The sequence below is a fragment of the Novosphingobium mississippiense genome (assembly GCF_044029535.1).
Taxonomy (GTDB): Bacteria; Pseudomonadota; Alphaproteobacteria; order Sphingomonadales; family Sphingomonadaceae; genus Novosphingobium.
Genome location: NZ_CP147001.1, coordinates 3,755,751 through 3,780,339 on the forward strand (window position 1 = coordinate 3,755,751; position 24,589 = coordinate 3,780,339).

30 protein-coding genes are annotated in these 24,589 nt (G+C 65.7%); 24 read left to right on the forward strand and 6 right to left on the reverse strand.

The window, feature by feature from the left end:
* The first annotated feature begins 4 nt into the window (after positions 1-4).
* The 13 genes from ctaD (at position 5) to WBP06_RS17905 (ending at position 9,941) form a co-directional block, all read left to right on the forward strand.
* Entirely contained in the window at positions 5-1,687 is a 1,683-nt protein-coding gene (gene ctaD, locus WBP06_RS17845; RefSeq protein WP_395330426.1) for a cytochrome c oxidase subunit I, read from the forward strand.
* A gap of 117 nt (positions 1,688-1,804) precedes the next feature.
* A complete protein-coding gene (locus WBP06_RS17850) occupies positions 1,805-2,749 on the forward strand; it encodes a heme o synthase (protein WP_395330428.1) in 945 nt (314 codons plus the stop codon).
* Positions 2,750-2,759: 10 nt separating this feature from the next.
* Positions 2,760-2,903 carry a hypothetical protein gene (locus WBP06_RS17855; RefSeq protein WP_395330430.1) on the forward strand — a complete coding sequence of 48 codons (144 nt, stop codon included), beginning with the start codon at positions 2,760-2,762 and terminating at the stop codon, positions 2,901-2,903.
* A 2-nt stretch (positions 2,904-2,905) separates the two neighbouring features.
* Positions 2,906-3,514 (forward strand): cytochrome c oxidase assembly protein, encoded by a 609-nt coding sequence (locus tag WBP06_RS17860; RefSeq protein ID WP_395330432.1) that lies wholly within the window; start codon positions 2,906-2,908, stop codon positions 3,512-3,514.
* A gap of 91 nt (positions 3,515-3,605) precedes the next feature.
* Positions 3,606-4,427 (forward strand): cytochrome c oxidase subunit 3, encoded by an 822-nt coding sequence (locus tag WBP06_RS17865; RefSeq protein WP_395330434.1) that lies wholly within the window; start codon positions 3,606-3,608, stop codon positions 4,425-4,427.
* 99 nt (positions 4,428-4,526) lie between these two features.
* Positions 4,527-5,093, forward strand: coding sequence for an SURF1 family cytochrome oxidase biogenesis protein (locus WBP06_RS17870; protein WP_395330436.1), 567 nt, complete (start codon positions 4,527-4,529; stop codon positions 5,091-5,093).
* 114 nt (positions 5,094-5,207) lie between these two features.
* The gene (gene thrC, locus WBP06_RS17875; protein ID WP_395330438.1) at positions 5,208-6,608 is read left to right on the forward strand and encodes a threonine synthase; all 1,401 of its coding nucleotides are present in this window, start codon (positions 5,208-5,210) and stop codon (positions 6,606-6,608) included.
* A complete protein-coding gene (locus tag WBP06_RS17880) occupies positions 6,608-7,495 on the forward strand; it encodes a class I SAM-dependent methyltransferase (protein WP_395330440.1) in 888 nt (295 codons plus the stop codon). The genes thrC and WBP06_RS17880 overlap by 1 nt, the downstream gene beginning before the upstream one ends.
* A 20-nt stretch (positions 7,496-7,515) precedes the next feature.
* A complete protein-coding gene (locus tag WBP06_RS17885) occupies positions 7,516-7,887 on the forward strand; it encodes a dihydroneopterin aldolase (protein WP_395334251.1) in 372 nt (123 codons plus the stop codon).
* Positions 7,888-7,890: 3 nt separating this feature from the next.
* Positions 7,891-8,217: a Rossmann fold domain-containing protein gene (locus WBP06_RS17890; protein ID WP_395330442.1), complete on the forward strand. Its 327-nt coding sequence runs from the start codon at positions 7,891-7,893 to the stop codon at positions 8,215-8,217.
* Between the two features lie 8 nt (positions 8,218-8,225).
* On the forward strand, positions 8,226-9,230 hold the full coding sequence (moaA, locus tag WBP06_RS17895) for a GTP 3',8-cyclase MoaA (protein ID WP_395330444.1): 1,005 nt from the start codon (positions 8,226-8,228) through the stop codon (positions 9,228-9,230).
* 2 nt (positions 9,231-9,232) lie between these two features.
* Positions 9,233-9,493 (forward strand): MoaD/ThiS family protein, encoded by a 261-nt coding sequence (locus WBP06_RS17900; RefSeq protein ID WP_395330446.1) that lies wholly within the window; start codon positions 9,233-9,235, stop codon positions 9,491-9,493.
* A gap of 1 nt (position 9,494) precedes the next feature.
* The gene (locus WBP06_RS17905) at positions 9,495-9,941 is read left to right on the forward strand and encodes a molybdenum cofactor biosynthesis protein MoaE (RefSeq protein ID WP_395330448.1); all 447 of its coding nucleotides are present in this window, start codon (positions 9,495-9,497) and stop codon (positions 9,939-9,941) included.
* Positions 9,942-9,950: 9 nt separating this feature from the next.
* Here the strand turns inward: WBP06_RS17905 and WBP06_RS17910 are convergent, their stop codons facing one another.
* Positions 9,951-10,466 carry a hypothetical protein gene (locus WBP06_RS17910; protein ID WP_395330450.1) on the reverse strand — a complete coding sequence of 172 codons (516 nt, stop codon included), beginning with the start codon at positions 10,464-10,466 and terminating at the stop codon, positions 9,951-9,953.
* A gap of 415 nt (positions 10,467-10,881) precedes the next feature.
* On the opposite strand from WBP06_RS17910, the gene rplU reads away from it, so the two are divergent.
* The 4 genes from rplU to WBP06_RS17930 all read left to right on the forward strand — a co-directional run bounded on the left by rplU (position 10,882) and on the right by WBP06_RS17930 (position 13,112).
* Complete coding sequence (gene rplU / locus WBP06_RS17915) at positions 10,882-11,178, forward strand: 50S ribosomal protein L21 (RefSeq protein ID WP_395330452.1); 297 nt, start codon at positions 10,882-10,884, stop codon at positions 11,176-11,178.
* 23 nt (positions 11,179-11,201) lie between these two features.
* Positions 11,202-11,471 carry a 50S ribosomal protein L27 gene (gene rpmA / locus WBP06_RS17920; protein WP_395330454.1) on the forward strand — a complete coding sequence of 90 codons (270 nt, stop codon included), beginning with the start codon at positions 11,202-11,204 and terminating at the stop codon, positions 11,469-11,471.
* Positions 11,472-11,726: 255 nt separating this feature from the next.
* Complete coding sequence (locus tag WBP06_RS17925) at positions 11,727-12,329, forward strand: GNAT family N-acetyltransferase (RefSeq protein ID WP_395330456.1); 603 nt, start codon at positions 11,727-11,729, stop codon at positions 12,327-12,329.
* Positions 12,330-12,548: 219 nt separating this feature from the next.
* The gene (locus tag WBP06_RS17930) at positions 12,549-13,112 is read left to right on the forward strand and encodes a GNAT family N-acetyltransferase (RefSeq protein WP_395330459.1); all 564 of its coding nucleotides are present in this window, start codon (positions 12,549-12,551) and stop codon (positions 13,110-13,112) included.
* Between the two features lie 4 nt (positions 13,113-13,116).
* On the opposite strand, the gene WBP06_RS17935 is transcribed toward WBP06_RS17930, so the two are convergent.
* A complete protein-coding gene (locus tag WBP06_RS17935; protein ID WP_395330461.1) occupies positions 13,117-13,872 on the reverse strand; it encodes a YgfZ/GcvT domain-containing protein in 756 nt (251 codons plus the stop codon).
* 246 nt (positions 13,873-14,118) lie between these two features.
* Here WBP06_RS17935 and WBP06_RS17940 point away from each other — a divergent pair, with 246 nt between their 5' ends.
* Positions 14,119-14,697 (forward strand): nitroreductase family protein, encoded by a 579-nt coding sequence (locus tag WBP06_RS17940; protein WP_395330463.1) that lies wholly within the window; start codon positions 14,119-14,121, stop codon positions 14,695-14,697.
* 137 nt (positions 14,698-14,834) lie between these two features.
* Here WBP06_RS17940 and WBP06_RS17945 read toward each other — a convergent pair whose 3' ends face one another.
* Complete coding sequence (locus tag WBP06_RS17945) at positions 14,835-15,188, reverse strand: hypothetical protein (RefSeq protein WP_395330465.1); 354 nt, start codon at positions 15,186-15,188, stop codon at positions 14,835-14,837.
* 186 nt (positions 15,189-15,374) lie between these two features.
* On the opposite strand from WBP06_RS17945, the gene WBP06_RS17950 reads away from it, so the two are divergent.
* Positions 15,375-16,043 carry an HPP family protein gene (locus WBP06_RS17950; RefSeq protein ID WP_395330466.1) on the forward strand — a complete coding sequence of 223 codons (669 nt, stop codon included), beginning with the start codon at positions 15,375-15,377 and terminating at the stop codon, positions 16,041-16,043.
* A 17-nt stretch (positions 16,044-16,060) separates the two neighbouring features.
* Here the strand turns inward: WBP06_RS17950 and rarD are convergent, their stop codons facing one another.
* Positions 16,061-16,963, reverse strand: coding sequence for an EamA family transporter RarD (gene rarD / locus WBP06_RS17955; protein WP_395330469.1), 903 nt, complete (start codon positions 16,961-16,963; stop codon positions 16,061-16,063).
* A gap of 214 nt (positions 16,964-17,177) precedes the next feature.
* Between rarD and WBP06_RS17960 the strand changes: the two genes are divergently transcribed.
* Positions 17,178-17,603: a glycine zipper 2TM domain-containing protein gene (locus WBP06_RS17960; RefSeq protein ID WP_395330471.1), complete on the forward strand. Its 426-nt coding sequence runs from the start codon at positions 17,178-17,180 to the stop codon at positions 17,601-17,603.
* A gap of 298 nt (positions 17,604-17,901) precedes the next feature.
* The gene (locus WBP06_RS17965; protein ID WP_395330473.1) at positions 17,902-18,594 is read left to right on the forward strand and encodes a hypothetical protein; all 693 of its coding nucleotides are present in this window, start codon (positions 17,902-17,904) and stop codon (positions 18,592-18,594) included.
* Between the two features lie 3 nt (positions 18,595-18,597).
* On the opposite strand, the gene WBP06_RS17970 is transcribed toward WBP06_RS17965, so the two are convergent.
* Complete coding sequence (locus WBP06_RS17970; protein ID WP_395330476.1) at positions 18,598-20,007, reverse strand: succinylglutamate-semialdehyde dehydrogenase; 1,410 nt, start codon at positions 20,005-20,007, stop codon at positions 18,598-18,600.
* Between the two features lie 152 nt (positions 20,008-20,159).
* The gene (locus WBP06_RS17975) at positions 20,160-21,566 is read right to left on the reverse strand and encodes a protein adenylyltransferase SelO family protein (protein WP_395330478.1); all 1,407 of its coding nucleotides are present in this window, start codon (positions 21,564-21,566) and stop codon (positions 20,160-20,162) included.
* Between the two features lie 65 nt (positions 21,567-21,631).
* Here WBP06_RS17975 and WBP06_RS17980 point away from each other — a divergent pair, with 65 nt between their 5' ends.
* From WBP06_RS17980 to WBP06_RS17990, 3 genes are all read left to right on the forward strand, one after another.
* On the forward strand, positions 21,632-22,513 hold the full coding sequence (locus WBP06_RS17980) for an alpha/beta fold hydrolase (protein ID WP_395330480.1): 882 nt from the start codon (positions 21,632-21,634) through the stop codon (positions 22,511-22,513).
* A gap of 12 nt (positions 22,514-22,525) precedes the next feature.
* A complete protein-coding gene (locus tag WBP06_RS17985) occupies positions 22,526-23,653 on the forward strand; it encodes a glycosyltransferase (RefSeq protein ID WP_395330482.1) in 1,128 nt (375 codons plus the stop codon).
* A 166-nt stretch (positions 23,654-23,819) separates the two neighbouring features.
* Complete coding sequence (locus tag WBP06_RS17990; RefSeq protein ID WP_395330484.1) at positions 23,820-24,587, forward strand: tetratricopeptide repeat protein; 768 nt, start codon at positions 23,820-23,822, stop codon at positions 24,585-24,587.
* Positions 24,588-24,589 lie beyond the last annotated feature (2 nt).

Sequence of the window (24,589 nt, forward strand, 5' to 3'; positions counted from 1 at the left end):
GACCATGGCAACCACCGCAGATTTCCAGGCCCACGGCGACGTGCACGGCCATACGGATCACGACCATAAGCCGAGCTTCTTCGCTCGCTGGTTCATGTCCACCAACCACAAGGACATCGGCACGATGTACCTGATCTTCGCGATCTTCGCGGGGATCATCGGCGGCGCCGTTTCCGGCGTGATGCGTGCCGAACTGGCCGAACCCGGCATCCAGTACCTCGGCTTCTTCGCCAAGCTGGTGGGCGACAATCCGGACGACTTCAACGCCACGCTGCACATGTGGAACGTGCTGATCACCGCCCACGGCCTGATCATGGTGTTCTTCATGGTCATGCCGGCGATCATCGGTGGCTTCGGCAACTGGTTCGTGCCGATCATGATCGGCGCGCCGGATATGGCCTTCCCGCGCATGAACAACATCTCGTTCTGGCTGACCGTCGCGGGCTTCTGCTCGCTGATGTGCTCCGCCTTCGTGCCCGGCGGCACCGGGATGGGTGCGGGCACGGGCTGGACGGTCTATGCGCCGCTCTCGACCTCGGGCTCGGTCGGTCCGGCGGTCGACTTCGGCATCTTCGCGCTGCACCTTGCCGGTGCCGGTTCGATCATGGGCGCGATCAACTTCATCACCACCATCTTCAACATGCGTGCCCCCGGCATGACCATGCACAAGATGCCGCTGTTCGTATGGTCGGTGCTGGTCACCGCCTTCCTGCTGCTGCTCGCGCTGCCGGTCCTTGCCGCGGCGATCACCATGCTGCTGACCGATCGCAACTTCGGCACGACCTTCTTCGATCCCGCCGGCGGCGGCGATCCGGTGCTCTACCAGCACTTGTTCTGGTTCTTCGGCCACCCCGAAGTCTACATCATGATCCTGCCGGGCTTCGGCATCATCTCGCAGATCGTTTCCACCTTCTCGAAGAAGCCGGTGTTCGGTTACCTCGGCATGGCCTACGCCATGGTCGCGATCGGCGTCGTCGGCTTCATCGTCTGGGCGCACCACATGTACGCCACCGGCATGTCGGTGAACACGAAGATGTACTTCACCGCCGCCACCATGGTCATCGCAGTGCCTACCGGCATCAAGATCTTCTCGTGGATCGCCACGATGTGGGGTGGTTCGGTCGAGTTCAAGAGCCCGATGGTCTGGGCGCTGGGCTTCATCTTCCTCTTCACCGTCGGCGGCGTGACCGGCGTGGTGCTGGCGAACGGCGGCGTCGACGACGTGCTGCATGACACGTATTACGTGGTCGCCCACTTCCACTACGTGCTCTCGCTGGGCGCGGTGACCGCGCTCTTCGCCGGGTTCTACTACTGGTTCCCGAAGATGAGCGGCCGGATGCATTCGGAGTTCCTCGCCCACGTCCATTTCTGGATCTTCTTCGTCGGCGTGAACATGATCTTCTTCCCAATGCACTTCCTGGGCCTGCAGGGAATGCCGCGTCGTTATCCCGACTATGCAGAGGCTTACCACCACTGGAACCACGTCGCCACGATCGGCTACATGGTCATGGCGGTCAGCATCGGCGTGTGGTTCGTCAACATCATCTACGCGTTCGTCGCCGGTAAGAAGGCCGAAGACAACTATTGGGGTGAAGGCGCCACCACGCTGGAGTGGACGCTGACCAGCCCGCCGCCGTTCCACCAGTTCGAGACGCTGCCCGTCATCGGCGAAACGGCGCACCACTGAGCCGCTTCCGAACGCCGCCCGGGAACGGATCCCGGGCGGCGTTTCGGTAACGGCGTCCCGCGTTGCTCCACGCAGGCCTCGCTTTTGCGGCGCTTGCGGGTGTATGGGCCCAAGACCATGACTACCACGAGTCCCTCTTCCACGGCCGCCGCGTCGGCCGCTGTCCCGGCCGCCGCCCCTTTGCCCGCCGATTGGCGCGACCTTTTCGCGCTGACCAAGCCGCGGGTGATGACCCTTGTGATCTTCACGGGAATCTGCGGGCTTCTCGCCGCGCCGGAGCGCATTCACCCCGTTCTCGCCTTCACCGCGATCCTCTGCATCGCGATGGGTGCCGGCGGCGCCGCCGCGCTCAACCAGTGGTGGGAGGCCGATCTCGACGCCGGGATGAAGCGCACCGCCAACCGCCCGTTGCCGCAGGGCCGGATCGATCGCACCACCGCACGCGATTTTGCCGGCGTACTCTGTGCCGCTTCCGTCTTCCTGATGGGCTTTGCGGTGGGCTGGCTGCCGGCGGCGATCCTGGCAATCTCGATCTTCTACTATGCCGTGGTCTATACCATCTGGCTGAAGCCGCGCACGCCGCAGAACATCGTCATCGGTGGCGGTGCCGGCGCGTTTCCGCCGCTGATCGGCTGGGTGGCGGCCACCGGGCACGTCTCGCTGATGCCGGTGCTGTTGTTCGCCATCATCTTCTTCTGGACGCCGCCGCACTTCTGGGCGCTCGCGCTGTTCGTGAAGAGCGATTACGCCAAGGTCGGCATCCCGATGATGCCGGTGGTCGCGGGCGAAAAGTCCACGCGCCGCCAGATACTGGTTTACGCGGTGCTGCTGCTGCCCCTGGCGGTGCTGCCCTGGGCGATCGGCGGCACGCACGCGATCTACGGCATTTCGGCACTTGTGCTTTCCAGCCTGTTCCTCCTTCTGTCGATCCGTGTCGGCCTGCGCGAACGCAGCGGCCCGGAAGATACGATGAAGCCGGAAAAGCAGCTGTTCGCCTTCTCGATCGTCTATCTCTTCGCCTTGTTCGCGGCGCTGGTGGTCGATCGCCTCATCGTCCTGTGAAAGAGGCCCCATGACCGAATCGCACATCGAACCCGGCCAGCCTGATCCGCGCACCCCGCAGGAAATTCGCCGCAGCCGAAACAGGGTGCTGGGGCTTGGTCTGGCGGCTTTCGTGATTCTGGTGTTCTTCATCTCCATCGCGAAGATGAGCTGATCATGGCGGCGGCGACGGAAGGGGGCGAAACGCGCAGCAACAAGCGCGTCGCGTTCATCGCCCTGTCGATGGCTGTGGGGATGCTGGGGCTGGGTTTCGCCTCGGTGCCGCTCTACCGGATCTTTTGTCAGGTGACCGGATACGACGGCACCACCCGTCGGGTGGACGAGGCGCAGGCCGCCACCGTGCAGGTGACCGACAAGACGATGTCGATCCGCTTCGACGCCAATGTCGAACGCGGGATGCCGTGGGAGTTCAAGCCGCTCCAGCGCACCGACACGGTGACCATCGGCGAGCGTGACATGGCGCTTTTCTGGGCCAAAAACGATTCGGACAAGGTGATCACCGGCACCGCCAGCTTCAATGTGGAGCCCGAACAGGCGGCCCGCTACTTCAACAAGATCCAGTGCTTCTGCTTCACCGAACAGACCCTGCAACCGGGTGAGGCGGTGAAGATGCCGGTGATCTATTACGTCGATCCGGGCATCCTCAACGATCCCGACAACAAGGACGTGCAGCAGATCACGCTCAGCTACACCTTCCACGTCACCGGCATCGCCGATGCGGGAGCGGACGCGAAGGCACTGGACCGCAAGCAGACGGGCGGTTAAGGCCTTCAACGGGAAATAAATCACGGGGGAACCAAGTTCCCCCGATAAAGATTCGAACAGGCAGATTCGAGCAAACGGGGACGAAGGCACCATGGCCGGTACCAAGAACCACGATTACCATATTCTTCCGCCGGACATCGCGCCGTTGGCGACCACGATTGGTGCGTTCACCTTCACTTCGGGCATGGTGCTGTTCATGCACAAGCTGCCCGGCGGCGCTTTCGTGCCGTGGCTGGGTCTTGCGATCCTGCTCGCCTCGATGTTCATGTGGTTTTCCAAGATCATCAAGGAAGCGCACGCGGGCGATCACACGCCGATCGTGCAGCTGCACCAGCGCTATGGCATGATCCTGTTCATCGCTTCGGAAGTGATGTTCTTCGTCGGCTGGTTCTGGGCCTTCTTCGATTTCTCGCTGTTCCCCTCGACCATTGCCGAGGTGGTGGGCGGTCAGTGGCCGCCCAAGGCGATCGAGGCGGTGATGGATCCGTTCGACCTGCCGCTGCTGAACACGCTGATCCTCCTTTGCTCGGGCACCACCGTCACCTGGGCGCACCACTCGCTGATCCATGGCGATCGCGAAGGGCTGAAGAAGGGCCTTTGGGCGACCGTGCTGCTGGGCCTGCTGTTCACCTCGATCCAGGCTTACGAGTACATTCACGCACCGTTCCCCTTCGGCCAGAACACCTATGGTTCGGCCTTCTACATGGCGACCGGATTCCACGGCTTCCACGTGATCGTCGGCACGATCATGCTGATCGTGTGCCTGGTGCGCGCCTACAAGGGCGATTTCACGCCGCGTCAGCACTTCGGCTTCGAAGCGGCGGCCTGGTACTGGCACTTCGTCGACGTGGTGTGGCTGTTCCTCTTCGTCGCGATCTACATCTGGGGCGGCTGGGGCTACCCGACGCACTGATCGCCGCAGGACGGCATTCGCATTATCCCCGAGGGGCAGTCGGACACGCGTCGGCTGCCCTTTTGGTTTCAGGCCTTCCGCTTTCAGATGGGTGACCGCTTGCCTCGTATCCCGATCGTTCCGACCATTCTTGTCCTTGCCGCCGTCGGGGTGATGATCTGGCTCGGTTTCTGGCAGTTGCGCCGGCTGGACGAGAAGGAATCGCTGCTTGCCCACTATGCCGCTGCGCAGACGATGAGCACGGAAGTCGCCTGGCCCAAGGGGGAGGCGGCAGAGAAGGACATGCTTTACCGCCATGCGCGGATCGACTGCGTCGGCGTGACCAACCGCTCCAGCATGGCCGGCCGTAATGCGGGCGGCGAATCGGGCATGGCGCAGACGGCGGAGTGCCAGTTGGGCGATGGCTCGCAGGCGCTGGTCGTACTCGGCTGGTCACGCCTGCCGATGGCGGCGGGAACCTGGAACGGCGGCACGCTGCACGGCGTGATCGCGCCGGGACCGCGTCTTGTGGCGGTGCCGGCCGTCGCCGGGTTGGAGGCCAATGCCATTCCAGATCCGTCCGAAATCCCCAACAACCACTTCGCTTATGCGGTCCAGTGGTTCTTTTTCGCGGCGACGGCGCTGGTCATCTATGCGCTGGCGCTGATGAAGCGGGGGAAAAAGTAAGGTACGGCCGCGCGAGCGGTATCGCACTCAGCTTCGCCCCCCTTTAGGAATTGTTCGCGCGCCAGCCCAACGACAGGCTTTTCATTTCGCGCCCCTCCGGCTAACCGCGCCGTCATGGATTACATCAGCACCCGCGGCAGCGCACCGGCGCTCGACTTCGAAGGCGCCACGCTCGCCGGTCTCGCCTCCGACGGCGGCCTCTACGTGCCGCGCGAATGGCCGCGCTTCTCGGCCGATGAAATCGCCGCAATGGCGGGCCTGCCTTATGCCGAGTTGGCCGCGAAGATCATGTTCCCCTTCGTCGAGGGCAGCCTGACCTATGACCGCCTGCTGGAACTGACCACGCAGGCCTATGGCCGCTTCGCGCACAAGGCGGTGACGCCGCTGAAGCAGCTCGACGAACAGCAGTGGGTGCTGGAACTGTTCCACGGCCCCACGCTGGCGTTCAAGGACGTGGCGCTGCAACTGCTGGGCCTGCTGTTCGAGGAATTCCTCGGCCGTTCTGAGCGTAACCTGACCATCGTCGGCGCGACTTCGGGTGACACCGGCTCGGCCGCGATCGACGCGGTGGCCGGCCGCGCCAAGGTCGATATCTTCATGCTGCACCCCAAGGGCCGCGTGTCCGACGTGCAGCGCCGCCAGATGACCACGGTGCTGGCACCCAACGTCCACAACATCGCCATCGACGGTTCGTTCGACGACGCGCAGGCCACCGTGAAGCGCATGTTCAACGACAAGGCGATGACCGACCGTTTCGCCATCGGCGCGGTGAACTCGATCAACTGGGCACGCCTGATGGCGCAGGTGGTCTATTACTTCGCCGCCGGTCTCCAGCTGGGCGCGCCGTATCGCAAGGTGGCCTTCTCGGTTCCGACCGGCAATTTCGGCGACGTTTTCGCCGGCTATGTCGCGGCGCAGATGGGCCTTCCGGTCGAAAAGCTGATCGTTGCCACCAACGTCAACGACATTCTCCACCGCGCGCTGGCAGAGGGCGACTATTCGCAGGGCACCGTCACGCCCACCGCTGCGCCGTCGATGGACATCCAGGTCTCGTCGAACTTCGAACGCCTGCTGTTCGACCTGAACGGCCGCGACGGCAAGGCGCTGGCCGAGCAGATGGCCGGGTTCGAGGCGACCAAGGCGATGCAGCTCACCAACGCGCAGCGTGAAGGCGCCTCGGCACTATTCTCCTCCGCGCGTACGGATGCCGACGAGATGGCCTCGACCATCCGCTGGGCCTGGGAGAACTGCGGAGAACTGATCGATCCGCACACCGCCTGCGGCCTCTTCGCTGCCCGCACCGCCGGCATCGACGCCAGCGTTCCGGTCGTCACCCTGGCGACGGCGCATCCGGCCAAGTTCCCCGATGCGGTCGAGCGCGCCACCGGCCAGCGCTCGGGCCTGCCCGCGCGCGTCGGCGACTTGTTCGAGCGTGAGGAAAAGTGCGTCGACCTGACCGGCGACTACGATTCGATCGCCGATTTCGTGGCCCAGCACGCGGTGCCGAAGGTCTGATGGCACGCCTGGAAACCCAACCCGTCATCCTCGCCGGAGAGGGCTGGGACGATTACGGCCTTGTCGATTCGGGTCACGGTCGCAAGCTGGAACGCTATGGCGCCTACCGCTTCGTGCGCCCCGAACCGCAGGCGATGTGGACGCCGCGCCAGGAAAACTGGGACGCGCATGGCGAATTCGTGCCCGGTTCGGACGAGGACGGCGGCGGCCGTTGGCAGTTCGACAAGCCGGTGCCGCGCGAAGGTTGGCCGCTTGCCTGGAACGAAGTGAGCTTCACTGCACAATGCACGCCGTTCCGCCATCTCGGCTTCTTCCCGGACATGGCGCCGGTGTGGGACTGGATGCGCGAGATGCTTGCCGGTCGAGACGACGCCAATACGCTGAACCTGTTCGGCTATACCGGCGTGGGCACCCTGGCGCTTTCCGCGCACGGGCCGGTCACGCACGTCGATGCCTCCAAGAAATCGGTCGGTCAGGCGCGGGAGAACGCGGCGCTGGCGGGGCTGGAGGATCGTCCGGTCCGTTGGCTGATCGACGATGCCGCCAAGTTCAGCGCGCGCGAAGTGCGCCGGGGCAAGCGGTATGACGGCATCATCCTCGATCCGCCGAAGTTCGGCCGTGGACCGACGGGCGAAACCTGGCGCCTGGAAGAGAACCTTCCCGCCCTGCTGGCCGATTGCCGCCAGTTGCTGGATGCGGACAGCAAGTTCCTGTTCCTCACCGTCTATGCCGTGCGCATGTCGTCGCTGGCGCTGGCCGGGCTGATGGAAGAACTGTTCCGCGATCTGCCGGGCACCATCGAACATGGCGACCTTTCGGTGCGCGAAGACGGTGAAGGACGATTGCTGCCAACGGCAATCTTCGCACGTTGGCGCAATAACGGCTAAGAGCGCGCGCCATGACCCCCATCACCGATTCGCTCATCCTCGAAGTCGCCGATTTCGAACACGACGTTCTCACCGGGATCTACTCGGAAGAGACCGGCAAGCCGCAGCCGCTGCGCTTCACGATCCAGGTCGCGATGAAGCCGATCGATCGCTACACGCCCGATACGCCGCTGACCGAGAGCAAGAACTACATGGACCTCAAGTTCGCGGCCAGCGATGCGCTGCCGCAGGGCGTCCATTTCAAGCTGATCGAGGCGGTGGCCGATCACGTCTGCGAAACGCTGTTCCTGCAGGATGCGCGAATCCAGGCGGTGACGGTGAAGATCGTCAAGCTCGCCATCGCCGAAGCGGGCGAGAAGATCGGGATCACGCTCACCCGGCAGCGCCGCTGAAAGATGATCCTGCACGTCGGTCCGCTGGCGGATGGTCCGCTTGATGCCGCCGCGCAGTTCCATGCCGAAGTGCTGCCCCGCGTCCGCCAGACGCTGGCGCAGGGCTGTTCCCTGACGCTGGTTTTTGCCGTCGCCGATCACGCGCATCGCGGTTGGCGCCTTGCCGCCGTGCAGGCGCTGGCGCGCGATCTTGCGCCGGCGCGGATCAATGCGCTGGAAGGCGACGACCCGTCCGCCATCGACGCTGCGGCGATCTACTTGTCCTCCGCGGCAGGCGTTACCGGACAATTGCTGCGTCTTGATGGAATCGGCGCCGGGGCAATGCTATAGCGGAAGGCATGAGCGCAAGAACGCCTCTCGTCGATCAGTTCCGACGCCGCATTACCTACTTGCGGCTTTCGGTGACCGATCGGTGCGACCTGCGCTGTGCCTATTGCATGCCCGAACGCATGACCTTCCTGCCGCGCAAGGAAGTGCTCACGCTCGACGAACTGCACAAGCTGGCGCTGGGCTTTGTCGGTCGGGGCGTCACCAAGCTGCGCCTGACCGGGGGCGAACCGCTGGTGCGGCGAGACATGGTCGAGCTTGTTCGCGCCCTCGGCCGCAAGCTGGGAGACGGGCTGGAAGAGCTGACGCTCACCACCAATGCCACGCGCCTTGCGGAGTTCGCCGACGATCTGGCGGCGGCAGGGGTGCGGCGAATCAATGTCTCGCTCGACACGCTGGACCGCGCGACGTTCGAACGCATCTCGCGCCGCGATTCGCTGCCGCAGGTGCTGGAAGGGCTGGCGGCAGCCAAGGCAGCGGGGTTGGCCGTGAAGCTCAACACCGTCGCTCTGAAAGGGCTGAACGAGGCCGATATTCCCGAGATCGTCGCTTGGGCGCACGGGCAGGGGTTCGATTCGACGCTGATCGAGGTCATGCCGCTGGGAGAGGTGGAGGAAGACCGCGTCGACCACTATCTGCCGCTCACCAAAGTGCGTGAAAATCTTGAGCGGCGCTGGACGCTGACGCCCAGCGATCACCGCACCGGCGGCCCGGCACGCTATTTCGATGTGGCGGAAACCGGCGGTCGATTGGGCCTGATCACACCGCTGACCGAGAATTTCTGTGAATCCTGCAACCGCATCCGCGTCACTGCGACGGGGCAACTCTACGCCTGCCTTGGCGGCAGCGAGCGGGTGGACTTGCGGGCGGCGCTGAGAAGCGAAGATGCGGAGGCCGCGCTGGATGCCGCGCTCGACATGGCGATGCGGATCAAGCCCGAACGCCATCACTTCGCCATCGAAACGCGTGGCGATGCGCCTGCCCTCGCGCGTCACATGTCGATGACGGGCGGGTGACGATGCAGGCAAAGCTGGTGTTCCTCGGCCGGCTGGAGGATATGGCCGGCCGTGCCGGCGAGGATATCTCCATCCTCGCGCCGCTGGACTGGTACGACGTGATCGGCTGGCTGGGCGATCACTATCCACCGAATCTGGCAGATGCGGTCGCCGGCAGCAAGGTGAAGGTGGCGATCAACGGCGCGCTGATCGCCGACAAGCACACGCTCGTTCTGGCGGACGGGGATGAATTGGCCTTCCTGCCGCCGGTTTCCGGGGGCTGAAATGGACAGCGATGTCCGCCTCCTGACCGAATCGTTCGATCCTGCCGCGCTGTTGGCCGCGTTCACGGCTGCGGTGCCGGAAGCCGGGGGCGTGGTCAGCTTCCTGGGGCAGGTGCGCGCGGGGGAAGGTGTGGAGGCGCTGGAACTGCGGCATTATGATCCGCTGACCCTGCCGGCCATGCGGGGCCTTGCGGAACGCGTGCGGGGGCGCTGGGATATCGACGGGCTGCTGATCGTCCACCGCAGCGGGGAGATCGCGCCGGGCGCGCCGATCGTGCTGGTTGCCGCAGCCGCGCGGCATCGCCGCGATGCCTTTGCCGCCGCCGATTTCGCGATGGATCATCTCAAGAGCGAATCGTGGTTCTGGAAGCGTGAGAAACGCCGTGGGGCGTGGCACTGGATAGAGCCGCGCGAGCAGGATTTCGAGGATATCGCCCGCTGGGGCTGACGGGGTGGCTCAGTTACCCAGGCGAGCGTCCAGCCCGGCAACGACGGCGTCCTGCGCGTCCACTTGCGCTTGCACTTTCCCGCGCGCCGCATCGATGCTTTGCGCGCTGGGCGATTCCCGATCGGGCGAGGCATCGCGGGCCGCCGCGAACATCGTGTCCAGTTCCGCCAGGGCGGCCACTGCGGGATCGCGACTGGCCTGCAGCGTGGATACCGCCACTTGCGCATTCAGCCACGAATCGGTGCCCTTCGCGCCGGCGGCCGAAACCGCGCGCTCTGCCACCGGGCGCTTGGCGGCAAAGGCGCTGTCCGCCTGCCCGGCCGTGGCGAGGATGCCGTCGATTCGGCTGCTGAGGTCCGCGCTGGGTGGCGGCAGCGGGGCAACCGCATCCGAGGGATCGGGCGCGACCGGGGTGGCGCGCTCTACCGGGCGATAGGCCAGCGAGGGATATTGGCTGGCCGACGAACAGGCGGCGAGACCTGCAGCGAGGAAAAGCGGCAGCAGGCGGGCTTTTGCGCGGATCATCCCCGTGCCATAGCACGCGCGCCGATAATCGCGAGAGGCAATCGAAGCGCCGGGCGAGAACGCTGGACTGGAATCTTGGGCTATAAAGCAACGTGCGTAGAGGCGCGCGAAGGGCAGCCTCTCGCCACCTGCCCGTGGCCCGGTACGCTCCGCCCCACATATCCGGCATTCGGTCATGCAAGAGTCGCATTTCTGCGGCTTAAGGCCAAGTTCCGACCCGCGCTTTGGCAAAGTCCTTGGTTGACACGAATCAGCCGGTGCACTAACGGCACCCACTCTTTCCGGTACCTCGTTCGTGAACGGGGTAGCGGCGCGTCGCCCGCAAGGCTCCACGGTTCCTCGTCGGACCTGAGCGGCCGGGGCAAGGTTTGTTTCGGCCCATCACGGGCACACATAGAGATTAGGTAAGGGCACCATGTTCGCAGTTGTGCGCACGGGCGGCAAGCAGTACCGGGTTGCCGCCGGAGACAAGATCGCGGTTGAAAAGCTGGCTGGTGAAGCCGGTGAGACCATCACCCTGGGCGACGTTCTGCTCGCTGGCAACGACGGCGAAGTCGTCGAAGCGTCGAAGATTTCGGTTTCGGCCGAAATCATCGCGCAGGCCAAGAGCGAGAAGGTCGTGGTGTTCAAGAAGCGCCGCCGCCACAACTATCGTCGCAAGAACGGCCACCGCCAGCAGATGACCCTGCTGCGCATCGTGTCGGTCGCCTGAGCCAAGATCGGAAGGACTGAACAATGGCACATAAGAAAGCTGGCGGTTCGTCGCGTAACGGTCGCGACTCTGCAGGCCGCCGTCTTGGCGTGAAGAAGTTCGGCGGTCAGGAAGTGATCGGCGGCAACATTATCATCCGTCAGCGCGGCACCCGCGTGTATCCGGGCGTGAACGTCGGCATGGGCAAGGATCACACCCTGTTCGCCACCGCCGAAGGTCGCGTGCGCTTCCACGACGGCAAGCAGGGCCGCAAATACGTCTCCGTAGACGTAATGGCAGCAGCCGCCGAATAATCGGATGGTCGATAAAAGGGCCATCCCTGCGGGATGGTCCCGCCGATCCTCACGGATCGGCTGAACGAGGGAGAGGGGCCAGCCCGTCTCCCTCTTTTCGTGTCTCCCTCACTCACGGCTCGCGATCCGGCGGGCGTGAATCTCGCGCGTTTTTCCGTAAAATGTGCCTGATTTCCGCCAATTGGCCGCGCGCGTAATCGCAATGTCACGCGGTCTTCCTATGAAGAGCGCGGGGCTGATGAGTGGAGATACGTTATGTTCATTCGCAGCGAACGCCTGTTCCTGCGGCCAGGCTGGCCCGAGGACCGGGACGAGCTTCTGGCACTGGTTGCCGACGAATCGGTCGTGCGCAACCTTGCACGGGCACCTTGGCCCTATACGGCCGACGATGCCCGGCGCTTCCTTGACATGCCGGAAGACCGTTTCCTGCCGCGCTTCCTGATCACGCACCCCGGTGCCGCGGGCGCGCGACTGGTCGGCTGCGTCGGCCTTTCCGAAAAGCATGGCGAAGCCAACCTGGGCTATTGGATCGCGCGCGAATACTGGGGCCAGGGGTTCGCCGGAGAGGCGACTCGCGCGGTGCTCACGCTTGCGCGGTCGATCGGTCACAAGCGGATCGTCGCCAGCCACTTCGTCGACAATCCTGCATCGGGCCGCGTGCTCGAAAAGGCGGGTTTCACGCGCACGGGCCGGATCGTCGAGCAGTTCAGCCAGGGACGCGGAATGGCCTATCCGGCGCGCGAGTATGCGCTTGAGTTCGATGCGCCCAGCGATTGCGACGACGATTCGGACAATCGCGGCGTGTCTTCCGCCCGAATGTCGGCGGCCCGGCTCTCGCCGCGCCGTCGGGCCGCCTGATTCGAGACTGCAATCGCTGCGGGACGGAAATGTACGGAAGCCGGCCCGCAGCGAACCTTTAATTCACCCCGCAGCATCACCTCGGCATCACTTTACGCTGATGGTCGAAAGCACGGAATTTGGCGGCACCCCAGGGACGGCGCGCCGCAAAGTCCGTGCATCGACTGGCCGAATCGCGCATGATGAGGCTGCGGGATAAAAACAACGGAGAACCGTGACATGTTCGTCCGCACGGAGAGGCTCTTTCTCAGGCCCGGTTGGCCAGAGGATGTCGACGAACTGGTGGAGGCCATTTCGGACGAAGCGGTGCAGCGCAACGTCGGCATCAGCACGCTGCCGCGCACGGCGCAGGCCATGCGCGATTACCTGACGCTGGATCGCGATCCGCGCCTGCCCCATTTCTTCATGTATTTGCGCTCGCCCGATGGGCCGCAACTGGTCGGCGGCATTGGCCTGGGCCGGTTCGAAGGCGACGTGGAGATGGGCTACTGGATCGCGCCGCCCTATCGCGGCAAGGGCTTTGCTCGCGAGGCGGTGCGCGCGCTGCTGGCGCAGGCCCGCGCGCTGGGTCATCGGCGCGTGCTCGCCAGCTTTTTCGAAGAAGCGCCGGCGACCCGCAGCGTGCTCGAATCGACCGGCTTCAGCGATAGCGGCGAATATCGCGAGCGCTTCAGCCAGACGCGGGGCACCCCGATCAGGGCGCGCATCTACGTGGCCGAATTCGCTGGAGATGGCGATTCGCGGCACGCGCCCGATCAGGCGCCGGTCACGTGCCTGGGATAGGGCCTCAGGCCTCTTCCTCGGGTGCAAGCCAAGCCGGGCGGAGCGTGGGATCGATATCTTCCACCCGCAGATGGTCGATCGCAAAGCCCAGATCGTCATAGGCGATACGGCGGCGCTTTTCGTTGGAGCGGGCCAGCGGCACCACGATCAGGCGGCGGTTGACCTTCTGCCGCCAGTTCATGCGGGCAGTGTTCTCCTGCCCGACGTAGCAGCCCTTGGTGAAACTGACGCCGTTCAGTTCCACCGCGTTGCATTCCAGCCATAGAGTCTCGCCATCGCCCAGTTCGGCGCGGCCTTCGGGCACGCCCATGCGCAGGCGATGCGCGCGCCATGCGGTATCGGCGCCGGGTTCGTGCTCGGCCGGGTCCATCTCGTCGATCCGGCCGACCCAGCGCTCGCCCAGGGCATGAAGCCGCGGATCCGGGGCGGCGCCATCGCCCAGATGCGGGCGCCAGTGGACCGAAAGCCGGTCATCCCGCGCGATATCGATGGCGCGGCGCAGGCGATACATCGACAGGCGCTTCACCAGCGCGTCGGCATGTTCGGCCTCGCAGTCGATCAGCAGATCATTGCCGGAAGGCCAGACGATGAAGTCGAACAGCGCCTTGCCCTGCGGGGTCAGCAGCGCCGCCCAGGCCGGCAACTGCGTTTTCACGTCCGCAGTCACCAATCCCTGCAGGAAATCGGCGACGTCTTCTTGCGAATCGGGGCGGGGCGAAAGCCGGATCACGGCGCGGTCGAACAGGCGGCTGGCAGTCATGGCCGTTAAGTGGGGGAACCGGTGCCCGCGTGCAAGACACTGGATTCGGCAAAAAAGCGGCAATCGGCATTGCGGGATCAAAGGGCGCGCGCGATCAAGACCGGGCAGGCAGGGCCGTTCATGGCTCTGGCGACGGCTTTTCCAGTTACTGGAACAGTTCGGTCGAAATTATCCCGATTTCCCGATGGCCGATCGCCGGCTATCCCTCCCTTCAAGAATTCCACTTCTCTTCCAAGGATACCTGAGATGACCGGACGCATTGCCCACCCCAAGGTCGAAAAGCTCATCGTCAATCGCTGGTCGCCGCGCGCCTTCGACGGCAGCGAGATTCCGCAGGAAGACCTCGACGTGATCTTCGAAGCCGGCGGCTGGGCCCCTTCGGCCTATAACGTGCAGCCTTGGACCTTCCTCTATGCGAAGAAGGGCGATGCCAACTGGGACCTGTTCCTCTCGCAACTGGTCGAATTCAATCAGGGTTGGGCCAAGGATGCTTCGGCGCTCGTCTTCGTGGTTTCGGACAGCCAGATGCGTTCGGACAAGGGCAATTCGAATAACCACAGCCACAGCTTCGATGCCGGCGCGGCATGGGCACTGGCTGCCCTGCAGGCGCAGGCGCTGGGCTATCACACGCACGGCATGACCGGCCTGAAGTTCGGTGAGGCGGAAGCGGCGCTGGGCATTCCCGCCGACCACCGCCTGGAAGCGGCTTTCGCGATCGGCAAGATGGGCGACAAGACCTCGCTCCCCGAATTCCTGCAGGAGCGCGAAGTGGCCAGCAACCGCAAGCCGGTGGCCGAGATCGCCAAGGCCGGCACGTTCGCCTGACCGTTTCGACACTTTCCAACCTTGCCTGATGTCCCCCCGATCAGGCTGAAGGCGCCCCATCCTCCTCCCCCCGCAAGGGGCGCTTCAAGAACCCGGTCCGCTCTCCTCCCGGCGGACCGGGTTTTTTCCTGCCCGGATCAGAATCCGATCTTGACGCCGGCCATCACGCGGTTGCTGACCGCGCCGGCTGGCATCGCCACGGAATCCATGTGGACATCCGCGACCACGCCCGGCGCGATCTGCCGTTCGGCACGGCCGAGGCCTTCGGTCACCTTGTAGGTATCCGGCAGCGGGCGAAGGCGATCCGCCTCGGGATCCGGCGCGCAGACCACGATCTCTCCGGGACGGCCCTCGGGGCAGCGCCGGCGCAGGATGGTGAGGCCGTTCCGGCCCGGCGTACGCAGTTGCGCCAGATCGAATGCGTCCAGCGCCTGTTCGGCGGCGGCAGGCGGAGGGGCGGGCGGAGAGGGGGGCGAATCGGCTGTCGGCATCAGGGTCGCACTCCTGCGGTCCGGCTGGGCCGGGCTGGTGAAGACAACCACCTGATCGTGGCTGATTTGCGGCAGGGGGCGCGGCGCGGAACAGCGCCGCTTGTCCGCCGCAAAGATCTCTCGTCTGGATCGGCCGGCGCGATCGGTTATAGGCGCTCCGGTTCTTGCAAGGAGGTTGGCGCGGTCGTGGCGTTGAACAGCATCATTACCACTCAGGTTGGCGGCAGACGTCGGCTGGCTCCTCTGCGCGCGGCACTGGGCGGGCTTTTCGGCATCGCCTTGGCCGGCGCGCTGACGCGTCTGCTGGAAAGTGGCTACGATCCCGCACTGCCGTTCCTTGTCGCTCCGCTGGGCGCATCGGCGGTGCTGGTCTTTGCGGTGCCGGCCAGTCCGCTGGCGCAGCCCTGGCCGGTGATGGGCGGCAACTTGCTATCGGCGGTGGTCGGGATCGCGGCGGGCAAGCTGGTGGGCGATCCCTGGCTGGCAGGCAGCCTTGCGGTGGGACTGGCGATCGCGGCCATGACGGTGACGCGCAGCCTGCATCCGCCGGGCGGGGCCTGCGCGCTGCTCAGCGCCCTGGGTGCGACCGGCCATCCCGCCTGGGGCTGGGCACATCTGCTGCCTTTCGCGGTCAACGTGGTGACGCTCTGCGCAGTCGGCTGGATTTACAACAACGCCACCGACCACCCCTGGCCGCACCACGCGGCCCCGGTGGTGCACAAGCCGGGCGAACCCTATACGCGCGCCGATATCGAGGCGCTTCTGGCCGAGTGGGACGAGACACTGGACGTCGATGCCGACGACCTGGACGCTTTCGTGCAAGAACTGCTGAAGCGGGGCAAGAAGCCCGCCTGAATTGGCGGGCCGAGCGCTTAGGCCGTCGCCGCAGTGGCGCGGCGGCGCTGGACCAGATCCCAGCAGAACACCGCGATCGCGATCCAGATGAACAGGAAACACACGAGCTGAGAGGATTTCAGCGGCTCGTTGAAGGCGATCAGGCCCATCAGGAACACGCCGGTGGGCGTCACGAACTGGATGAAGCCCAGCAGCGAGAAGTCCAGCTTGCGCGCCGCGCTGGCGAACAGCATCAGCGGGATGCCGGTGATCGGCCCGGCGAACGCCAGCAGCAGATCGATCCGCGGCGAGGAGCCCATCGACAGCCCGGCCGGGCTTGATGCCTGCCACATCAGCAGGCCGATCGCCGGAAGCGTCAGCACCATCGTCTCCACCGTCAGGCCGGGCAGCGCGGTGACCGGCGCCAGCTTGCGCGTCAGGCCATAGCCGCCGAAGCTGAGCGCAAGGCCGGCGCTGATCCACAGTGTGTCCAGCGCATCGCGCGCCAGCATGGCAACGCCGATCGCGGCCAGCCCCACCGCCAGCCATTGCAGGCGGGACAGCTTTTCGCGCAGGAAGATCGTGGCCGCCAGCACGTTGACCAGCGGATTGATGTAGTAGCCAAGGCTGGCCGCCAGCACGTGCCCGCTCATCACCGCGATGACATAGATCGACCAGTTGATGCCGATCAGCAGCCCGCTCAGCGCCAATGCGCCAACGATGCGCGGGTTGGCCAGGGCCGCGCGCAATTCGCCGCCCTGCTTCAGCGCCACGATCATCAGAAGGCAGAACGGCAGCGTGAACAGGATCCGCCAGGCCACCACTTCGAACGCCGCGACTTGGTGGAGCAGCGCGAAATAGAGCGGGAACAGGCACCAGACGAAGTAGGCGCCCAGCGCCTGCGCAAGGCCGCCCGAACGGCGGGGAAGAGTCTGCGGCATGAAAATCTGGCCCCAAGGCGGAAAATCGAGCCGGTTCGATAGGGGGCGGGGCGCGGGGCGGCAAGCGGTTCGTCGCATCCATTCCCTCACCTCGTCGATATCGGCAATTCTGACGGCCGCGTTGCACTGCGTTCAGGTTCGGCGTCTTAAAGATGAATGCGTAGAGCGGAGATCGGGTTGCGACTGCCCTCCGCCAGACTGAAGGAGAATGACAATGCGCGCACTGACCAAGGCCACCGCCCTTGCCGTCGCCGCCGTCTCTCTGGCGGGTGCAATGCCGGCCAATGCGGCTCCGACGTTCCATGCAGCCAGCGAATTCGTGGCGCCGGGGCAGGAGACCAACGCCCACAGCCGCCAGCGCTATTCGCGTGACGATTACCGTCGCGGCTACGGCTATCGCGGTGGTTATCGCGGCGAGCCGGTCTATCGCGACACCCGCGTGTGGCGCGGCGACAATGGCCGCTATTACTGCCGCCGCCAGAACGGCACGACCGGTCTGCTGATCGGTGGTGCGGCGGGTGCCCTGCTGGGGCGCGAGGTGGACCAGCGCGGCGATCGCACGCTCGGCACCGTGCTCGGTGCGGTAGGCGGCGCGCTGCTGGGCCGCGAGATCGATCGCGGCGGTTCGTCCTGCCGGTAAGTACGGCGCAACATCACCCCCTTTCCCCGCGCTGACGGCGAAGCGCAGGGAAGTCCGCCTGACCCCCTGGGGAGCGGGTGGAGAGGGCGTCTGCGGCAACCCCGCAGGCGCCCTCGACACGTTTCTGCCCCGTTTTAAGTATTGGCCCGCGACTATTCCCGCTTTGGCACATGCGCCTGATCGGATGCGTCTCACCCTTGTCTTTCGGGTCGGCCGGAGGGAAGGCTTGCGCAATAGTCGTTGAAAAACAGCGGCACGGGCCGCGATTCTGCTGCCGCCGGGGCCGGAAAGGGACGCCATGAACCAAGCTACCGCAAGCGCCGTGGGCATGATGCTCGCCGTAACCGTCGTGCTCGCCGGCTGTTCGAAAGCGGGCAAGACCGAAGCCGACAAGACGCAGGCGGCGCTGGGGGATGCGATCGTCGTCGATCCCACCATGACCGCCGAGAGCGGTGCTGCCGGGGCGGAGAAGGGCATCGTCCTCTCGCCCGACAGCCGTTCGTCGCAGGCCATCGAGGCGACGCGCAAGGCGGCGGCCGATCTGGCCGGCGGGCTGCGCGAACTGCCGGAACCGGTCAAGGGCAGCGCATCGCAGCTGTCCGCAGTGGCCGCTGCCGCCGCGCAGACCACGCCCGCTGCCAAGGCGGCGAAGACCGATTGCACTACCAAGGTTCAGTACGGCCCTGATTGGGCACAGAAGCTGCCTGCCGAATTGCCGCTCTATCCCCGCGCCGCGGTGCAGGAAGCGGCAGGCACCGACAGCGACGGCTGCGCGCTACGCGTCGTCAGCTTCGGCACCCCGGTCGCCCAGCAGGATGTGATCGGCTTCTACCGCGCGATGGCGTTGAAGGCCGGTTACTCGGCCGATTATCGCCTTGACGGTGGCGACCAGGTGGTGGGCGGCGGGAAGGGCGGGCAGGCCTACGTGGTCTTTGCGCGCAAGCAGTCCAACGGTGTGACCGAAGTGGACCTGATCACCAGCGGCCGCTGATCTTTATCTGAGGCCGACCCCAATCATCGCGCGCGGCTGCTCCATCTCGCCCGAGGCGACCGGATAGGCGCAGTAGTCCGCGGCATAATAGCCGCTGGGCCGGTGGTTGCCGGAAAGGCCGATGCCGCCCATCGGTGCCGCGTGGCTGGGGCCGGTGGTGGTGCGGTTCCAGTTGATGATTCCGGCGCGCACATGCGCCCAGAAGCGGTTGTAGTCCTGCGGAGAACCGCCGATCAGCGAGGCGGCAAGGCCGAAGCGGGTGTTGTTGGCCTCTGCAATCGCCTCGTCGAAATCGTCGACGCGGACCACTTGCAGGATCGGGCCGAACAATTCGACGTCAGGCCGGTCCTTCAGCGCGGTGGTGTCGATGATCGCCGGGCTGAGGAAGGGCAGATTGTCATCCTGCCGGACAAGGTGCTTGATCGCCTTGCCGCCGTTGCTCAGCAGATAGAGAAAGCTTTCGGCAAGTCCGTCGGCAGCGGCATTGTCGATTACCGGGCCCATGAACGGCGCGGGTTCGTCGAACGGGGCGCCGACGATGATGCGGTCGGCCAGCGCCTTGATCTCGGCCATCATCGCATCGTGGATCGATGCCTTGACGATCAGCCGCCGTGCCGCCGTGCAGCGCTGCCCGGCGCTGGCGAAGGCGGACTGCACCACCAGTGCGGCGGCGTCGGTAATCTTGGGCGTATCCCACAGCACGATCGGATTGTTGCCGCCCATCTCCAGCGCCACGACCTTGTCGGGCCGGGTAGCGAGGCGGCGGTTGATGGAGATGCCGGTGTTGGCGGAACCGGTGAACAACACCCCGTCCACGCCCTCATGCGCCACGAAGTCCTGCCCTTCCAGCGGGCCGCCGATGGCCAGTTGGACGACACCGGCGGAAATCCCCGCGCGGTGGAAACAGCGGGTGAGCAGTTCGCTCGTGGCGGGCGCCTTCTCGCTGGGCTTGAAGATCACCACGTTGCCCGCGATCAGCGCGGGCACGATGTGGGCGTTGGGCAAGTGTGCCGGGAAATTGTACGGCCCCAGCACCACCATCACGCCGTGCGGTTTGTGGCGCACAGCCATGCTGCCCTGCAAAGCGCTGTCCAGCTTTCGCTGGCTGGTCCGCTCCGCATAGGCGCGGATCGAGACTTCGACTTTGGCGACCACCGATTCGACTTCGGCGCGGGCTTCCCACAAGGGCTTGCCCACTTCGCGGGCGATCAGGTCCGCCAGCGCCTCCGCCTCCTTGCGCACTTCGTTGGCGAAGCGGCGGACCAATTCCATGCGCGTGGACAGCGGCTGCGCGGCCCAGGCCGGCCAGGCGCGGCGGGCGCGATCCACCACGTCGTTCACGTCGCAAGGCATGCCGCGCCAGATCTCCGCGCCCGTTGCCGGTTCGCACGAAACAATCTGCTCAGCACTCACGGTATCGACGGGTCCTCGTTTGTCGCTGGCCGGAAGCGGCGGGAGCGGGGCCTTGGTTGCGGTTGTGGCTGCACCGTGCATGACGGGGTCTGTCCGTTGCGGGTAGATCGAAGCGAGACCGAAGCTATGGCACGCTTATCCCTAATGAGACCCTAACGGAGATGGCCTGCCGGCACCGGAGCCGGGCCGAGTTGGCGGCCCAATTCGCAGATTGCGGCAACCTTTTCGTGCAGCGGGGCCCAATCGTCGTGTTCGTCGATCGCGGCCCAGATGCGTTCCACCTCGTCGATCAGCAGGCCCGGCGGGGCGGGTTCGTGCCAGATCGATGCATCCGTATCGGAGCTGGGGCGCCGTGCCTTGAGCAGTTCTCCAAAAGCGTCGTCGCCCGCATCGCGGCCGGCGCGATGGCGGAAATAGAACGTCTCCGGCGCTTCGCCGCTGGCGACCATGGCTTTTTCCGCCGCCTGGATCAGCGCCATGTCGGCGGCATCGTCTATCTGCTCGACGCCGAGCCGCCAGCAGAAGCGGCGATACATCGCCTGTTGGTAGAGCGGCGCGAAGCGATCGAGCGCGGCGACCAGCGGCTCGGTTTCCGCCAGCAGACGCAGGGCAACGGCCAGTTGGCCGCAATCCCACAGCACCGCCTCGGGCTGGCGGCCGAAGGCATAGAGCCCGGCATGGTCGAAATAGGCGGCGGTGAAGCCGGGATCCCAGCGCGGCAGCCAGCGCCAGGGGCCGTAATCGAAACTCTCGCCCGAGATATTGATGTTGTCGCTGTTGAGCACGCCATGGACGAATCCGGCAACCATCCACGAGGCGACGGTGTCAGCCATGCGCTCCACCACCTGATGCAGCAGGATCACCGCCGGCTGGTCGCGGCCGGGCATGTCCTCGGGCGGAAGCGGTCCGGGGAAGGTGGCCAGGCAATAGTCGACCAGCGCCGCCATGTGCTCTGCATCGTCCATTGCCAGCAGGCGCTGAAAGCTACCTATCCGTACATGGCCGTGGCTGAGGCGGACCAGAGCCGCCGAACGTGTGGGCGAAGGCTCATCCCCGCGCCACAGCGATTCTCCGGTCTCGACGACCGAGAAGGTCTTGCTGGTGTTCACCCCCAGCGCCTCCAGCATCTCGGTGGCGAGAATCTCGCGCACCGCGCCCTTCAGCGTCAGCCTGCCGTCGCCGTCGCGGCTGTAGGGCGTCTGGCCCGAACCCTTGGTGCCAAGGTCCAGCACACGGCCCTCGCCGTCCAGCATCTGCGCGAACAGGAAGCCGCGCCCGTCGCCGATGTTGGGGTTGTACACGCGGAACTGGTGGCCGTGATAACGCAGCGCCAGCGGCCGGGGCAGGTTATCCGGCAGCGGCTCGAAACGTCCGAAATGGGCGATCCACTGCGCGTCGTCCAGGATGTCCAGGCCCACCGCGCGGGCCCACCTGTCGTTGCGGAAGCGCAGGATATGGTTGGGGAAATCGGCCGCGTCGACGGGATTCGCGATCCAGTCGGAAATAGCCTCGATACGGGGGGCAGGGCGGTAGGCACTTGCTTGCGGTTCGCTTCGCATCGGGCGATAGTGGCGATGGATGGCCCGTCGATCAAGGTGGGTGCAGGAGGTCGCAGGCTTCGCAGATGACGGGTTTTGAAGATCGGTTCTGGTCGAGCCGCGAAGGATTGAAGCTGCATTTCCGCGATTATGCCGGCCCCGACGGCGTTCTGGACGGCCCCCCGGTGGTCTGTCTTCCGGGGCTGACACGCAATGCCCGCGATTTCGAGCGGCTGGCGCCTCGCCTGGCCCAGCAGCGCCGGGTGATCTGCCCGGACATGCGCGGGCGGGGCGACAGCGAGTATGCGCGCGATTCGGCCAGCTATAACCCCGTGCAGTATGGCGAGGACCTGCTGGCGCTGTTGGATCAGGAGGGAATCGATCGCTTCGCCGCCATCGGCACATCGCTGGGCGGGTTGATGATCATGGGACTTGCCACGATGATCTCCGACCGCATCGCCGCCGCCGTGATCAACGATGTCGGCCCCTATCTTGAGCCTGAGGGGATGGAGCGGATCGTCGACTATGTCGGGCAGGGGCGCAGCTTTCCCACCTGGGTCCATGCCGCGCGCGGGATCGAGGATACCTTGGGTGACGCCTATCCCGGCCACACGCTGGATTTCTGGATCGGCATGGCCAAGCGGCTGATGACGCTTTCGGGCAATGGCCGCATGGTCTTCGATTACGACATGAAGATCGCTGAGCCGTTCAACGCCTTCGACGTCGATACCCAGCCCGATCTCTGGCCCGCGTGGGAGGCGCTGGGCGGTGAAAGCGGGGCAGGCCGCCCGGTGCTGGTGCTGCGCGGCGAACTGTCCGACCTGCTCTCGGCGCCGACGCTGGAGAAGATGCTGCGCCGCGTGCCCGATGCCGTGGCGGTGACGCTGCCCGATGTCGGCCATGCGCCGACGCTGGACGAGCCCGATGCGGTTTCCGCGATCGAGGCGTTGCTGGCGCGGGCCGGCTGACCGGCGGAAAACATGCGCATTCTCCACCTCCATTCCAGCTTTGCGGCGGGCGGCAAGGAACTGCGTGCGGTGCGCTTGATGAACGTCTTCGGGCGGGGAATCGGGCATGACGTGGTCTCCGCCCAGCCCGGCGCGTTGGGCGCGGCGGTGGTCCTCGACCCCGCGTTGGATGTCGGCTTTCCCGAAGACTTTCCCGGCCTGCAGGGCCGCCCGACCCCCGCGCGGCTGTGGCGCATCGCCCAGGCCATGCAGGGTTACGACCTGGTGCTCAGCTACAACTGGGGGGCGATGGATGCGGTGCTGGCGCATCGGCTCTATGCCGGGCTGCTGCAGCTGCCGCCGCTGGTCCATCACGAGGATGGCTTCAACGAGGACGAGGCCAATGGCCTGAAGCCATCGCGCAACCTTTTCCGCCGCGTGGCGCTGGCCGGGGCGGCGGCGCTGGTGGTGCCGAGCCGCCGGCTGGAGGCGATCGCGCGGCAGGCGTGGCGCCAGCCGGCCGAACGCCTGCGCTTCATCCCCAACGGCATCGATTGCGGCGCCTTCATCGACAAGCCGCGGCCCGATGTGCTGCCGGGCGTCGTCAAGCGGGAGGGTGATCGCTGGGTGGGCACGCTGGCGGGGCTGCGCCCGGTCAAGGACTTGCCCCGGCTGGTGCGCGCCTTTGCCGGCCTGCCGGACCCGTGGAAGCTGGTGATCCTGGGCGAAGGCCCCGAACGCGGCGCGATCTTGGCCGAAGCGGAGCGACTTGGCCTGGGCCATCGCGTGCATCTGCCCGGCTTCGTTGCCGATCCATCGCGCGCGGTCGGCCTGTTCGACGTGTTCGCGCTTTCTTCGAAGAGCGAACAGTTCCCGATCTCGGTGGTGGAGGCGATGGCGGCCGGCTTGCCGGTGGCAGCCCCGGCGGTGGGCGACGTTGCCGACATGATCGCGGGGGAGAACGCCCCCTTCATCGTCCCGGCGGAAGATGAACCCGCTCTCGCCGCCGCTCTGGCGGCTCTGGCCGAGGCGCCGGACCTGCGCGCCCGCGTCGGTGCCGCCAATCGCGCGAAGGCGCAGGCGGAATACGACGAAGCGGCAATGATTTCCGCCTATCGGGCGGTTTACGGGCAGGCGATAGGTGCGGAGGAGCTGGTTTGAAGGCGTCCCAACACCGTTCAGCCGGGCTTCACCGCTGGGAGGGCACGCCAGATCATCGTTGAAAAGCCGCCACCATTCGCTAAACAGCCCGGCAACCATTCAGACATACGCAGAAAGCGCCCGCAAATTGGCCCTGCCTCCTTCCGATAGTTCGACCTCCAATACCGTGTCTGCCCAGCGACTCGCCGCTCAGCAGGATGTATTCCTGCGCGAAGTCGACGATGCGCTGCGCCACGATCAGGTCGAAGGCTTCTTCAAGCGCTTTGGTCTGCCGCTGCTGGCGGTGGTTTTGCTGGGCCTTGCCGCGTTCGGCGGCTTCCTGTTCTGGAAGCACCGCCAGGAAGAGACGCGCGCCGCCAATTCCGAGGCGTTCACCCAGGCGATCGATGCGCTGAAGGCGCAGAACTTCGACAGCGCCAAGGACAAGCTGAAGCCGCTGGCCGACAGCGGTTCGGACGGCAGCGCCACCTCGGCCAAGCTGCTGCTGGCAGGCATCGCGCTCCAGCAGAACAAGACCGCCGATGCGCTGAAGCTGTACGACGCCGTCGCCAATGACGCGAAGGCGCCGCAGCCGATGCGCGATCTGGCGGTGATCCGCAGCGTTGCCGCCAATTTCGACGCGATGAAGCCCGAAGACGTGGTGTCCAGGCTGAAGCCCTATGCCGCGCCGGGCAACCCGTGGTTCGGTGCCGCCGGCGAACTGGTGGGCATGGCCTACATCAAGATGAACAAGGGCGATCAGGCCGGTCCGCTCTTCGCCGCCATCGCGAAGGACGAAACCATCGAGGACGGCCTGCGCAGCCGCGCGCGCCAGCTGGCCGCCGTGCTGGGCGTCGATGCCGTGGACGATGTCGTCGACGAGCGTGGCGAACCGCTGGGCAAGGCCAATGGCGCCGCGCCCGTGGCCGCTGCCGCCGCGCCTGCCGGAGAATGACG

Bases quoted from the DNA above. Each gene is read 5' to 3' on its own strand.
- WBP06_RS17965 (WP_395330473.1), top strand. From the start codon at position 17,902: ATGAACCAAGCTACCGCAAGCGCCGTGGGCATGATGCTCGCCGTAACC.
- WBP06_RS17910 (WP_395330450.1), bottom strand. From the start codon at position 10,466: ATGATCCGCGCAAAAGCCCGCCTGCTGCCGCTTTTCCTCGCTGCAGGT.
- WBP06_RS17930 (WP_395330459.1), top strand. From the start codon at position 12,549: ATGTTCGTCCGCACGGAGAGGCTCTTTCTCAGGCCCGGTTGGCCAGAG.
- rpmA (WP_395330454.1), top strand. From the start codon at position 11,202: ATGGCACATAAGAAAGCTGGCGGTTCGTCGCGTAACGGTCGCGACTCT.
- WBP06_RS17960 (WP_395330471.1), top strand. From the start codon at position 17,178: ATGCGCGCACTGACCAAGGCCACCGCCCTTGCCGTCGCCGCCGTCTCT.
- WBP06_RS17865 (WP_395330434.1), top strand. From the start codon at position 3,606: ATGGCCGGTACCAAGAACCACGATTACCATATTCTTCCGCCGGACATC.
- WBP06_RS17940 (WP_395330463.1), top strand. From the start codon at position 14,119: ATGACCGGACGCATTGCCCACCCCAAGGTCGAAAAGCTCATCGTCAAT.
- WBP06_RS17975 (WP_395330478.1), bottom strand. From the start codon at position 21,566: ATGCGAAGCGAACCGCAAGCAAGTGCCTACCGCCCTGCCCCCCGTATC.
- WBP06_RS17985 (WP_395330482.1), top strand. From the start codon at position 22,526: ATGCGCATTCTCCACCTCCATTCCAGCTTTGCGGCGGGCGGCAAGGAA.
- rarD (WP_395330469.1), bottom strand. From the start codon at position 16,963: ATGCCGCAGACTCTTCCCCGCCGTTCGGGCGGCCTTGCGCAGGCGCTG.
- moaA (WP_395330444.1), top strand. From the start codon at position 8,226: ATGAGCGCAAGAACGCCTCTCGTCGATCAGTTCCGACGCCGCATTACC.
- rplU (WP_395330452.1), top strand. From the start codon at position 10,882: ATGTTCGCAGTTGTGCGCACGGGCGGCAAGCAGTACCGGGTTGCCGCC.
- WBP06_RS17935 (WP_395330461.1), bottom strand. From the start codon at position 13,872: ATGACTGCCAGCCGCCTGTTCGACCGCGCCGTGATCCGGCTTTCGCCC.
- WBP06_RS17905 (WP_395330448.1), top strand. From the start codon at position 9,495: ATGGACAGCGATGTCCGCCTCCTGACCGAATCGTTCGATCCTGCCGCG.
- thrC (WP_395330438.1), top strand. From the start codon at position 5,208: ATGGATTACATCAGCACCCGCGGCAGCGCACCGGCGCTCGACTTCGAA.
- WBP06_RS17945 (WP_395330465.1), bottom strand. From the start codon at position 15,188: ATGCCGACAGCCGATTCGCCCCCCTCTCCGCCCGCCCCTCCGCCTGCC.
- WBP06_RS17860 (WP_395330432.1), top strand. From the start codon at position 2,906: ATGGCGGCGGCGACGGAAGGGGGCGAAACGCGCAGCAACAAGCGCGTC.
- WBP06_RS17980 (WP_395330480.1), top strand. From the start codon at position 21,632: ATGACGGGTTTTGAAGATCGGTTCTGGTCGAGCCGCGAAGGATTGAAG.
- WBP06_RS17855 (WP_395330430.1), top strand. From the start codon at position 2,760: ATGACCGAATCGCACATCGAACCCGGCCAGCCTGATCCGCGCACCCCG.
- WBP06_RS17890 (WP_395330442.1), top strand. From the start codon at position 7,891: ATGATCCTGCACGTCGGTCCGCTGGCGGATGGTCCGCTTGATGCCGCC.
- WBP06_RS17880 (WP_395330440.1), top strand. From the start codon at position 6,608: ATGGCACGCCTGGAAACCCAACCCGTCATCCTCGCCGGAGAGGGCTGG.
- WBP06_RS17850 (WP_395330428.1), top strand. From the start codon at position 1,805: ATGACTACCACGAGTCCCTCTTCCACGGCCGCCGCGTCGGCCGCTGTC.
- ctaD (WP_395330426.1), top strand. From the start codon at position 5: ATGGCAACCACCGCAGATTTCCAGGCCCACGGCGACGTGCACGGCCAT.
- WBP06_RS17900 (WP_395330446.1), top strand. From the start codon at position 9,233: ATGCAGGCAAAGCTGGTGTTCCTCGGCCGGCTGGAGGATATGGCCGGC.
- WBP06_RS17925 (WP_395330456.1), top strand. From the start codon at position 11,727: ATGTTCATTCGCAGCGAACGCCTGTTCCTGCGGCCAGGCTGGCCCGAG.